The following is a 12,000-nucleotide window of genomic DNA, read 5'->3' on the forward strand; positions in this document are numbered from 1 at the left end:
GATGGATGGCCGAAAAGCTGGGAAACGTTAGCGTCAATCGCAAACTGAGTGTCGGCTTCGGCTTGGTGCTGTTGCTGACGTTGCTGATCACCTTTACAGGCTGGACCGGCCTGGGTGAGGTGATAAACCGAGGCGACAAGCTCGGGTACATTGCCAGCCTCAACGACTTGACCAAAGACCTGCGCGTAGCCCGCCTGGACTACGAAATGCGCCGTGGTGAACAAGGCACGGGCACGGTCAACGACCTGCTCGGCCAACTCGATACCGGCTTGAAAACCGCCCGCGCAATGATCGAACAACCTGCCGACGCAGCCATGGTCGACCAGCAACTGGCGGCCGTCAGCGAATACAAGCAAGCTTTTGCCGCCATGGCCCAGGCGGGTGCCAACCGTGAAGATGCGCGCAGCAAGCTCGGTGCCTCAGCCGACAATGCCGTGGCCCGGGTGGCGGAAATCGAAAAAGCGTTACTGCAAGGCGACAACGTCGCTGATTTCAACAGTGTGGTCGAGGCCGGCAAACTGTTGCAGCAGTCGCGCTATCAAGTGCGCGGCTACACCTACAGTGGCAAGGCCGACGCCGAGCAACCGGCGCTGGACGCCATTGCCAACGCCTTGAACTACCTCGATACCCTGCCCTCGAAATTGCCGCCCCAGTACACCGCCGGCCTGCAACAGGCCAGCGAATCGTTCAAAACCTACCGGGCCGCCGTCACTCAATTTCGTGATTCCCAGGTGGCGACCGCCGCTGCCCTGGTACGCATGAAAGCGCAAGGCGAAATCCTGGTCGACGTCAGCCAGAAGCTCACCGCCTCGCAGACTATCGTGCGCGACACCGATGCGGCGCACGCCAGGAACCTGTTGCTGTTGGCCACCGCCCTGGCACTCGTCTTCGGCCTGTTTGCCGCCTGGGCGATCACCCGGCAGATCGTCATCCCACTGAGCCAGACCCTGAAAGTGGCTGAGCGCGTCGCCGCCGGCGACCTGAGCCAGAACCTTGAGTCCTCGCGCCAGGACGAACTCGGCCAGCTGCAGCGCGCCATGCAGAGCATGACTGTCGGCCTGCGCGAGCTGATCGGCGGCATCAGTGATGGCGTCACGCAAATCGCCAGCGCCGCCGAAGAACTGTCCGCCGTGACCGAGCAAACCAGCGCCGGGGTCAACAGCCAGAAAGTCGAGACCGATCAGGTAGCGACGGCCATGAATGAGATGACTGCCACCGTGCAGGAAGTCGCACGCAACGCCGAGGAAGCGTCCGAAGCCGCAGTGGCTGCCGATCAGCAGGCTCGCGAAGGCGACAAGGTGGTGGGTGAAGCCATCGCCCAGATCGAACGCCTGGCCCAGGAAGTCGGCAATTCCACCGAGGCCATGGGTGACCTCAAGCGCGAAAGCGACAAAATCGGCAGCGTCCTTGACGTGATCAAGTCCGTGGCACAACAAACCAACCTGCTGGCGCTCAACGCCGCCATCGAGGCAGCCCGTGCCGGTGAAGCCGGGCGTGGCTTTGCGGTGGTGGCCGACGAGGTCCGCAGCCTCGCCCAACGCACGCAAAAGTCCACCGAAGAAATCGAAGAGCTGATCGTCGGCCTGCAAAACGGCACCCAGCAAGTGGCGACCATCATGGACAACAGCCGCACCCTGACCGACAGCAGCGTCGAACTGACCCGTCGTGCGGGTGGATCACTGGCAAGCATCACTCGCACCGTGTCGGCGATCCAGTCGATGAACCAGCAGATCGCCGCAGCAGCCGAACAGCAGAGCGCAGTGGCCGAAGAGATTAACCGCAGCGTGCTGAACGTGCGTGATGTGTCCGAACAGACCTCGGCGGCGAGTGAAGAGACGGCGGCGTCCAGCATTGAGCTTGCACGGCTGGGGACGCATTTGCAGATGCTGGTGGGCAGGTTCAAGGTTTGAGGTGATTCAAAAACCTCGGTTCACTCGAAACCGAGGTGATGCCATCGCGGGCAAGCCCGCTCCCACAGGGGCTTCGCTTGTGTTCACCGCCAAACACTCTGGGAGCGAGCCTGCCCGCGATAGGGCCTAAAGGACCTGCCGCAGGAAGGCCTGGGCCCGCGGATCCTTCGGCGCATCGAAGAACTCTGCCGGCGAGGCATCTTCCAGTAACTTCCCGTGATCGAAGAACAGCACACGATCGGCCACTTCCCGCGCAAACCCCATCTCATGAGTCACGCAGACCATGGTCATGCCTTCCTGGGCCAGGTTTTTCATGACATCGAGTACCTCGCCGACCATTTCCGGATCGAGGGCTGAGGTCGGCTCGTCGAACAGCATGACCTTGGGCTCCATCGCCAGCGCCCGGGCAATCGCTACGCGCTGCTGCTGGCCGCCAGACAGGCGCGAGGGAAACTCGTGGGCTTTCTGCGCGATACCGACCTTTTCCAGCAACGCCAGGGCCTTGGCCTCGCGCTCCTTCTTGCCGCGCTTGCGCACGACTTTTTGCGCCAGGCACAGGTTTTCCAGCACGGTCATGTGCGGGAACAGGTTGAAGTGCTGGAACACCATGCCGACTTCGCGGCGGTAGGCATTGATGTCGGTTTTCGGATCGGCCAGTTGCAGGCCGTCGATGCTCACCGAGCCTGCGTCGAATTCTTCCAGGCCATTGAGGCAGCGCAGGAAGGTCGACTTGCCAGAACCTGACGGGCCGATGACAACGAGCACTTCGCCCTTGGCCACGTGGGTCGACACATGGTCGACCGCGCGCACCACCTGCCCCCGAGTGTCGAAGACTTTTACCAGATCGCGGACTTCAATCACTTTGCGCGAGCCTCCGCTCAAGCCGACCGGCGATTTTCGACAGCGGCAGGTTGATCAACAAATACAGGCCAGCCACACAGAACAGGATCTCAAACGGCGAAAACGAAGTGGTGATGACTTCGCGGCCGCTCTTGAGCAGCTCGGTGATGGCGATCACCGACACCAGAGAGGTGTCCTTGACCAGACTGATGAATTGCCCGGCCAGCGGAGGCAGCACGCGTTTTAACGCTTGCGGCAACACGACATGACGCATCGACTGGCCCGAGCTCAAGCCAAGGGAGCGCGCGGCCTCGTTCTGGCCACGGGCGATCGACTGCACGCCAGAACGGATGATCTCGGCGACATACGCCCCGGTGAACAGCGACAGGGCGGCGACCCCGGCAAACTCCCGGGACAGGTTCATCACCGTGCCGATGAAGAAGTAGAAAATGAAAATCTGCACCAGCAATGGCGTGCCGCGCACCAGCTCGACGTAAATGGTCGAGAGGTCACGCAGGGTCGGGTTGCTCGACAGGCGGCACAAGCCTGTCGCGAGCCCGATCAACAGCCCCAGCACGCCCGACACCACCGACAGCCACAACGTGGTCCAGAGCCCCCACAACAGCGGCCCGGCCGCCCAATGACGGGTCACGCCGATCACGTCGCCTTCCGCCACATCATCGCCCTGGGCGACTTGCAGGCTGTTTTCGTCGACGATCACGCGCTGCTCGTCACCCGCGTCGTTGCGCAGGGTCACTTCGGCCTTGCCGCCGTTATGCACAAGATCGCTGACGGTGGAGATGTCGGCGGCACGCTGGGACTCTTCGGCGTGGTAGGCGAAGTACTGCGGCACGCGGTTCCAACGCCACTCGTAGGACATCAGCGAGGTGGCGTAGTACAGGCCGCCGGCCAGGCCGATCAGCACCAGCACGGTGAGTGCGTGCCAGGGCCATTGGGCTTTTTTCTGTTTCATTGCAGTTCCGGAAATTGTGTTGCCTGTCAGGCCGTCATCGCGGGCAAGCCCGCTCCTACAGGGGAACGCGGTCTACTGTAGGAGCAGCCGCTCGACGCTCGATTGCTCGCGATGCAGGCGACTCGGTCTAGACGACCTGAACCTTATTCCATGTCCTTGAGCCATTCAGTGCTCTTGAACCACTTGTCATGGATACGATCGTAGGTGCCGTCTTCGTGGATCTGGTGCAGGAAGTTGTTGATGAAGTTGATGCTGTCGTAGTCACCCTTCTTCAGGCCAAACGCGAGCGGCTCGTAGGTAAACGGCTTGTCGAGGAATACCAGTTTGCCGTTGCCAACCTTGGTCAGCGCCACGACGTTGTACGGCGCGTCGTAGATAAACGCATCGGCCTTGCCGTTGACCACGTCGAGCACGGCTTCCTGTTCGTTGTCGTAGCCGTGGTACTTGGCTTTGGAGATCAGCTTCTTGGCCACCATCTCGCCGGTGGTGCCGAGCTTGGAGGTGATGCGGTAGTCAGCCGTGTTCAGGTCTTTGTAGGACTTGATGGTGCCTTCCAGTTCCTTGCGGATCAGCAGGGTCTGGCCAACCACGATGAAGGGTTCGCTGAAGTTCAGGCGCAGGTTGCGTTCCTGGGTCAGGGTCATGCCGCTGCCGATCATGTCGAACTTGTCGGTGAGCAGTGCCGGGATGATGCCGTCGTAACCCGTGGACACCAGCTCCAGCTTGACGCCCATGGCCTTGGTCATGGCCTTGAGGATGTCGACTTCGAAACCGATGATCTCGCCGCGCTTGTTGGTCATTTCGAACGGCATGTAGGTCGGGTCCATACCGACTTTCAGCGTGCCGCGCTTGACCGCGTCGTCGATGGCGCCGGCCTGCGCTGCGCTGACTGCAACCAATGCCGTGACGCCGACCAGCAGCATCGAGAGATACTTCTTCATCATCATGTCCCCAAAACCATTGCGTTATGAGGCACGCAATCGCCGGTTCCCAGCGGGAAAATCCGTCGATACGGACAAAAATTGCCCGGGCGCACCAATTCGGGGACGGATGCTAACGCACTCGCTCGTTTGCACAAGGGCTTAAGCAGGATTTGTTGGCGGATATCAGCGCAACGGTCAATCGGCAAAGCAAAAAAAACCCGCTTTCGCGGGTTTTTTTCATCAGGCCAGCTGTGGCTCGACGCTCAACGGCTTGAGCGGCAGCAGCGGCGCATGGGGATCGGCCTTCACCGATTTGCGCCAGGCTTCCAGCCACGCCGGGTGAGCTTCGCTCCAGACCTGCTCGTGCAATCGCGCCAGGGCAACCGGGTCGCTGAGCAGTTGCACACGCTCGTTATTGGTCAGGCCCTCCGGGCCCACCTTCAACGCATGGCGAACCCGTTCGGTGCGCAGATACTCGATCGGCTCGGCCTCGCGGTGACGCGAAGTCGCCAGCGAGCACGCCAAGGCGTTCTGCTGAGGATCGACCACCGAACGGACAAAGCCGTCCTTGAGCGCGTGATAACGGTTTTCGTGGGTGTACTGGTCAGTGGCCAGCAGCGCCTGTGGCGGATTGTATTCCTCAGGGATCAGGAACAGGCTTTCGTCACGGGACTTGAGGCCCAGGCCGACACGGCTGGAAATCACCGATACCGGGATCGACAACATCAGCGAACCGACGATTGGCACCAACCACCAGAGGAAGCTCGGGTTCAGCCAGATCACCAACAACGCCCACAGGAAACCCAGCAAGGTTTGCGGGCCGTGGCGCTTGACCGCTTCGCTCCACGGAGTGGAGTCGTCGTCACGCTTTGGCGAGTTCCAGGTCGCGGCCCAGCCAAGGAACGCGGCGAGAACGAAACGGGTGTGGAAAATCATTCTCACCGGTGCCAACAGCATGGAGAACAGCATCTCCAGAAGCATCGACATCGTCACCTTGAACTTGCCGCCGAACTCTTTCGCGCCCTTGGCCCAGATCAGGATGACACTCAACAGCTTCGGCAGGAACAGCAGCACCACCGTGGTCGAGAACAGCGCAATCGCCTTGTCCGGGTGCCATTGAGGCCACAACGGATACAACTGACGCGGCTCCAGGAAGTATTGCGGCTCCATCAGTGTGTTGACCGCCAGCAGCGCAGTCGACAGCACCAGGAAGAAAAACCACAAAGGCGCCGACAGGTAGGACATCACGCCCGTCAGGAACACCGCACGGTGCACCGGGTGCATGCCCTTGACCAGGAACAGGCGGAAGTTCATCAGGTTGCCGTGGCACCAGCGACGGTCACGCTTGAGTTCATCCAGCAGGTTCGGCGGCAACTCTTCGTAGCTGCCCGGCAAGTCGTAGGCAATCCACACACCCCAGCCGGCACGACGCATCAGCGCGGCTTCGACGAAGTCGTGGGACAGGATCGCACCCGCGAACGCGCCTTTACCCGGCAACGGCGCCAAGGCGCAGTGCTCGATGAACGGCTTCATGCGGATGATCGCGTTGTGGCCCCAATAGTGCGACTCGCCCAACTGCCAGAAGTGCAGGCCGGCGGTGAACAGCGGGCCGTAGACACGGGTAGCGAACTGCTGCATGCGCGCATACAGCGTGTCCATGCCCGAAGCACGCGGCGCGGTCTGGATGATCCCCGCGTCTGGCGTGGCTTCCATCAGGCGTACCAGGCTGGTCAGGCATTCGCCGCTCATCACCGAGTCTGCGTCGAGCACGACCATGTACTTGTAGTCACCCCCCAACGACGGCAAAAGTCGTCGAGGTTACCGCTCTTGCGTTTCACGCGACGGCGACGGCGACGATAGAAAATCTTGCCGAAACCCTTGGCTTCACGGCAGACGTCCAGCCAGGCCTGCTGCTCGGCAACGCAGATGTCGGCATCGTTACTGTCGCTGAGCACGAAGAAGTCGAAGCGATCCAGGTCGCCCGTAGCGGCCACCGACTCGAACGTTGCGCGCAAACCGGCGAATACCCGTGGCACGTCTTCGTTGCAGATCGGCATGACCAGAGCGGTGCGTGCGTCTTTTGGAATCGGCTCGTTGCCGGCACTTTTACCGGAGATCCGATATTTATCGTGCCCGGTCAGCAGTTCCAAAAACCCCATCAACGCGGTCCAGAAGCCGGCCGATACCCAGCAGAACAGAATCCCGAACATGATCAGGATGCTGGTTTGCAGCGCATACGGCAGTACCTGGGTGGCCGTTTGCAAAAACGGTTGATGCAGGACTTCGTTGAGGTCGACGAACGACCAGCCCTGGTACGGCATGATGCCTTTCATGTACCAGCCGGCGACGATGGTCTGGCCGAGCATCAACAGCAGCAGGATGTAGCGACGGATCGAACCGACCGTGCGCCAGCGTGCAGCCGGCAGGACGTTTTCGTCCTTGGGCGGCTTCGGCGGGTTGGTACGACCGGTGATACGACGCCAGCCGCGCACCAGGATGTTGGTGCGCCAAGGCTCTGGCACGACTTTGGTCCGACGGATCGGCGGAGTCGCCTTCAGGCACACCCGTCCACTGGCGTCGAGCACCAGCATTTCGGCTTCGCGTAACTCTTCGGCGCTGCTCAGGATCAAACGCTTGCCGACGGACGCCTGGGCGGCGTCGGCAGGCGCGTCGAACGTCGACGACGACAAACGCTGATGCAGTTCACTGAAGGACTGGCAGCCCGCGAGTTCCGCGCGCTGCTGGTCGGTCATCGGTAAATGAGCCAGATACTCCGAGAGCGATTCTGGCTGGACTTGGGGATTACTCATCGGCAGGCAACTGGTAGCTCCAGGTCTCGGTCAGGACTTCTTCAGTCGGGGCCGATTCCGGTGTGGCTGGGGCCGCGTCGGCAGCAGGCTGCTGGGCGTCATGGTTGTTGGCCTTGTCCTTGGCATCGGTGGCTGGCTTGGCGTCGGCCGGTTTGGCTTCGGCAGCCTTCGCATCTTTCTCGGCTTTCTCGACTTTCTCCGCTTGCTTGGCAGCGACCTTGTCAGCCTTGGCCACCGAGGAGTTGGACGCCGGAAGCGACGTTTTGGCCAGGTCAGGCGTGACGATGCTCTGCACCAGGGCAGCGCGCATCTCAGTGGACTTGCCCGGATCCTTGATCTTCAGGCGCAGGGTGAGGCGCCAGCCCTTGGTTTCCGGGTTGTAGCGCACGCTGTTCTCGACCAGCTCGGCGTTGTCACCGACGCTGACCTGGCTGCGCACGTCCGCGTCAGGTGGCAGTGCCGCCAGCGATGGACCTTCGAAATCGACCAGGTAAGCCACGCTGCCGTCCGGTTGGCGGATCAGGTTGGACTGCTTGACGTCGCCGGTGGACTTCAGGGTCTGGCTGACCCAGGCGCTGTCCGGCGAGTGCAAGGCTGCCTCGTCCATGGTCCAGTGCATGCGATAGCCGAATTCCAGCGGTTTGCCAGGATCGGGCAGGGTTTCCGGGCTCCAGAACGCCACGATATTGTCGTTGGTTTCGTCCGCGGTCGGAATCTCGACCAGATCGACGGTGCCCTTGCCCCAGTCGCCTTTAGGCTCGATCCAGGCGCTTGGACGCTTGTCGTAGCGGTCGTCGAGGTCTTCGTAGTGGCTGAAGTCGCGGCCACGCTGCAGCAAGCCGAAACCACGTGGGTTCTCGACCGAGAAGTTGCTCACGGCCAGATGTTTCGGGTTGTTCAGGGGACGCCAGATCCACTCGCCGTTGCCGGCATGGATGGCCAGGCCGCTGGAATCGTGCAGCTCGCGACGGTAGTTCAGGACCTTGGACGGCTGGTTGGCGCCGAACAGGAACATGCTGGTCAGCGGCGCGATGCCCAGTTTGCCGACGCGGTCGCGCAGGAACATCTGTGCCTTGACGTCGACAATGGTGTCGCTGCCAGGACGCAGGGTCAGGCGGTAAGCACCGGTTGCGCGCGGGGAATCCAGCAGGGCGAAAATCACCAGGTGCTTGTCGCCCGGCTTGGGCTGTTGAACCCAGAACTCACGGAAACGCGGAAACTCCTCACCGGACGGCAACGCGGTATCGATTGCCATGCCGCGCGCGGACAAGCCATAAACGTGGCCTTTGCCGACAACGCGGAAGTAACTCGCGCCGAGCATGGTCATGATTTCGTCTTGCTTGTCGGCCTTGTTGACCGGGTACAGCACACGAAAGCCGGCGTAGCCGAGTTTTTCGGTGGCTTTTGGATCGAATTGCAGATCGCCGAAATCGAATCGACTTGGGTCGTATTTGATCTCTTGGACGGTGTTAGCCGTGATTTCGTTGATTTTCACCGGTGTATCGAAATGCATACCCTGGTGGTAGAACGACAATTTGAACGGGTTCTTCTGATCGGCCCATTCGGCTTTTTCCGTGCGGAAGCGAATTTTTTGATAATCCGCGAATTTCATTTCGCGGAATTCGGTCGGCAGGTTACTGCGCGGGGCTTCGTATTTCTGTCCGGCCAGCTCTTTTGCCTTGGCCGACACATCATCCAGACTGAATGCCCAAAGCTGGCCAGCGCTGAGCAGGCAAAGCAGGGCCGAGCCCGCTACCAGAGCGCTACGCAACCGTTTGGCAGACAATTTTGGTGCAATACACGGACTAACAATCACGAGCAACCCTCGCCGAAAACAGATCAATAAACCAACGGCTAGCTATCTATACGCCAGGTTGGCGAGCATTGTTCCGACTCCTATGGGGCTAAATGATTCCCCAACAGGTCCTGGACAAGTCTCTACCTAAGTCAAAATGGACCAACGAACGCCGATCCGCGTAGCGCGCGATTATCTAGTAGGCCGCGTTACAACGCATCAGGTGCAACAAAGTATTTATCGCGAAAACGCCCCGTTTTCAGCCGAAAAGCCCTTAAAAAGTTGTTTCAAGCACTTTCAAGTCTGTAACAGGAAGGTTACCGGGCCATCATTGACCAGATGCACCTGCATATCGGCGCCGAATCTACCTGATGCCACAGTGCCATGCACCTGTTTCGCTTTCTCCAGCAAATAATCAAAAAGCTCTTCACCCAGCGCTGGAGGGGCAGCAGTGGAAAAGCTCGGTCGCAACCCGCTCTTGGTATCGGCCGCCAGGGTAAATTGTGAAACCAGCAGCAACCCACCGCCGACATCCGCCAGCGACAGATTCATCTTGCCCTCGGCATCGCTGAACACCCGATAGTTAAGCAGCTTATGCAGAAGTTTGTCGGCGCTGGCGCGAGTGTCCTCTGGTTCTACAGCGACCAGCACGAGCAACCCCTGGCCTACCGAGCCCACCACCTCTGCCGCGACCTCGACGCGTGCGCTACGCACGCGCTGCAACAGACCCTTCATGCTTCTTCGGGTGCCAGATCGAGCAGGCGTCGAGCCATCTGGTCGGCGGCGCGCACCAGCGCATCGGTGATGCCCGGCTCGGACGCCACGTGGCCAGCCTCGCGGATGATCTGCAATTCGCTGTTGGGCCAGTTCTGATGCAAGGTCCAGGCGTTATCGATCGGACAGATCGCGTCATAGCGACCGTGAATGATCACGCCGGGCAAATGGGCGATCTTGTCCATGTCGCGGATCAACTGGTTTTCTTCGAGGAACGAGTGATTAACGAAGTAGTGGCATTCGATGCGGGCGATCGACAGCGCACGCTGCGGTTCGGTGAATCGCTCGACCACCACCGGGTTCGGACGCAACGTCGCAATCCGCCCTTCCCAGGTGGACCAGGCCTTGGCCGTGTGCATCTGGGCGATCTGGTCGTTACCGGTCAGGCGCTTGTGGAAGGCGTTGAGCAGGTCGCCCCGCTCTTCTGGCGGAATCGGTGCGATGTAGTCCTGCCAGTAATCGGGGAACAGGCGACTGGCGCCCTGCTGATACATCCAGTGAATGTCCTCGGCACGGGACAGGAAAATCCCACGCAGTATCAGGCCGTGGACGCGCTCGGGATGCGTTTGCGCATAAGCCAGCGCCAGGGTCGAACCCCAGGAACCGCCGAACACTACCCACTTATCGATGCCCAGGTGCAGGCGAATCCGCTCCAGGTCTGCAACCAGATCCCAGGTGGTATTGTTTTCCAGGCTGGCGTGCGGGGTGGAGCGACCGCAACCGCGCTGGTCGAAGGTGACAATGCGGTACAGGTTGGGATCAAAGAAGCAGCGACTCTGTGCATCACACCCCGAACCTGGGCCGCCATGGAGAAACACCACCGGCAAACCTTCCGGTGAACCGCTTTCATCGACGTACAGGGTGTGGGTTTCATCGACAGCCAGATCGTGCCGGGCGTAGGGTTTGATCTGCGGGTACAAAGTCTGCATTGCGCGCTCCGTAAGGGGTCGAGGTCATCCCTGGGGGGACTTCTATCATTCTGCCGTCCGGCATCATAAACCCGAATTACGTCAATGAGCATGCCCTTGCTGAGTCAGAGTTCTGTCGTCAGTTTTTTAGCCAGATAACCGACCAGTGTTTCATGCAGCGCGTCGACCTCGGGCACCTGGCCGCGCCCACGCAAACTGCCGTGAACCAGTCCTTCGCCGTAGTACAACGTGGTGGCAACGCCTGCCGCCGTGAGTTGTTCGGCGTAGCGCACGCCGTCATCTCGCAGCGGATCGAATTGCGCCACGGCGATCAATGCCGGTGGCAACCCGCTGAAACTGTCGGCCAGCAACGGCATTGCATGGGCGCATGGTGGCCGGGCTCCCAGGTACATGGCGTGGTAGTCCTCGACGTCTCGGCTGCTGAGCAAGGGTGCGTCGCTGCACTCGCCACGCGAGGGCAGCCGGTGATCACCCCCCAGGCCTGGATAGATCAGTACTTGAGCCGCCGGCAGGGGTTCACCCGCATCGCGCAAGGCCAGGCACAACGCGGCGGCGAGATTGCCGCCTGCGCTGTCGCCGGCCACCAGTGAACGCTGGGGGTCGAGGCGAAAGGGGCCGGTTCTCAGCGCACGCCAGACACCCAGGCAGTCGTGCAACCCGGCGGGGAATGGATGCTCCGGCGCCAGTCGATAATCGACCGCGATGACCAACGCACCGAGCGTCGCCGCCCACTCGGCGCAGATGAAATCATGGGAATCCAGATCCCCCACTACCCAACCGCCGCCATGCAGGTACACCACGCACGGATCACCGGCGGGCGGTGATGCCAATGGCGGTTGATACGCCCGCACCCGCACCCCGGCGAGTTCGAAGTCGACCACATACAAGCCGCCAGGTCGTGCCGGGGTAAACGCCCGGCACATCTCGCTGTAGGCCCGGCGCACGCCCGCGAGGCTGCTGTCGGCGCTGTTGAAGCCGATGGTTTTGTCGACGAACGCCATCATCTGTTCGGAAAGCGGATAGTTAGCCATTCGCCCGGAGCCCTG

The 12,000-nt window shown here is 61.0% G+C and carries 8 protein-coding genes and 2 pseudogenes; 2 read left to right on the forward strand and 8 right to left on the reverse strand.

The window, feature by feature from the left end:
• Positions 1-5: 5 nt before the first annotated feature.
• Positions 6-1,052: pseudogene (locus AB4O36_RS24405) on the forward strand (methyl-accepting chemotaxis protein); the annotation flags it as partial.
• Between the two features lie 144 nt (positions 1,053-1,196).
• Positions 1,197-1,910: a methyl-accepting chemotaxis protein gene (locus AB4O36_RS24410; protein WP_460126845.1), complete on the forward strand. Its 714-nt coding sequence runs from the start codon at positions 1,197-1,199 to the stop codon at positions 1,908-1,910.
• A gap of 126 nt (positions 1,911-2,036) precedes the next feature.
• Here AB4O36_RS24410 and AB4O36_RS24415 read toward each other — a convergent pair whose 3' ends face one another.
• The 8 genes and pseudogenes from AB4O36_RS24415 to AB4O36_RS24450 all read right to left on the reverse strand — a co-directional run bounded on the left by AB4O36_RS24415 (position 2,037) and on the right by AB4O36_RS24450 (position 11,985).
• A complete protein-coding gene (locus AB4O36_RS24415) occupies positions 2,037-2,771 on the reverse strand; it encodes an amino acid ABC transporter ATP-binding protein (protein ID WP_460118865.1) in 735 nt (244 codons plus the stop codon).
• Complete coding sequence (locus AB4O36_RS24420; RefSeq protein ID WP_460140453.1) at positions 2,764-3,723, reverse strand: amino acid ABC transporter permease; 960 nt, start codon at positions 3,721-3,723, stop codon at positions 2,764-2,766. Before AB4O36_RS24420 ends, AB4O36_RS24415 begins: the two co-directional genes overlap by 8 nt.
• A gap of 143 nt (positions 3,724-3,866) precedes the next feature.
• The gene (locus tag AB4O36_RS24425) at positions 3,867-4,664 is read right to left on the reverse strand and encodes a transporter substrate-binding domain-containing protein (RefSeq protein ID WP_460118869.1); all 798 of its coding nucleotides are present in this window, start codon (positions 4,662-4,664) and stop codon (positions 3,867-3,869) included.
• A gap of 222 nt (positions 4,665-4,886) precedes the next feature.
• Positions 4,887-7,456 (reverse strand): annotated as a pseudogene (mdoH, locus tag AB4O36_RS24430) (glucans biosynthesis glucosyltransferase MdoH).
• Positions 7,449-9,272 carry a glucan biosynthesis protein G gene (locus tag AB4O36_RS24435; RefSeq protein WP_460118871.1) on the reverse strand — a complete coding sequence of 608 codons (1,824 nt, stop codon included), beginning with the start codon at positions 9,270-9,272 and terminating at the stop codon, positions 7,449-7,451. Before AB4O36_RS24435 ends, mdoH begins: the two are co-directional and overlap by 8 nt.
• Before the next feature lie 276 nt (positions 9,273-9,548).
• Positions 9,549-9,986: a D-aminoacyl-tRNA deacylase gene (gene dtd / locus AB4O36_RS24440; RefSeq protein WP_460140454.1), complete on the reverse strand. Its 438-nt coding sequence runs from the start codon at positions 9,984-9,986 to the stop codon at positions 9,549-9,551.
• Positions 9,983-10,954: a prolyl aminopeptidase gene (gene pip / locus AB4O36_RS24445; RefSeq protein WP_460140455.1), complete on the reverse strand. Its 972-nt coding sequence runs from the start codon at positions 10,952-10,954 to the stop codon at positions 9,983-9,985. The genes dtd and pip overlap by 4 nt, the downstream gene beginning before the upstream one ends.
• Positions 10,955-11,058: 104 nt before the next feature.
• Complete coding sequence (locus tag AB4O36_RS24450; protein ID WP_460140456.1) at positions 11,059-11,985, reverse strand: alpha/beta hydrolase; 927 nt, start codon at positions 11,983-11,985, stop codon at positions 11,059-11,061.
• Positions 11,986-12,000: the final 15 nt, after the last annotated feature.

Source organism: Pseudomonas sp. S2_E01, from assembly GCF_054668365.1.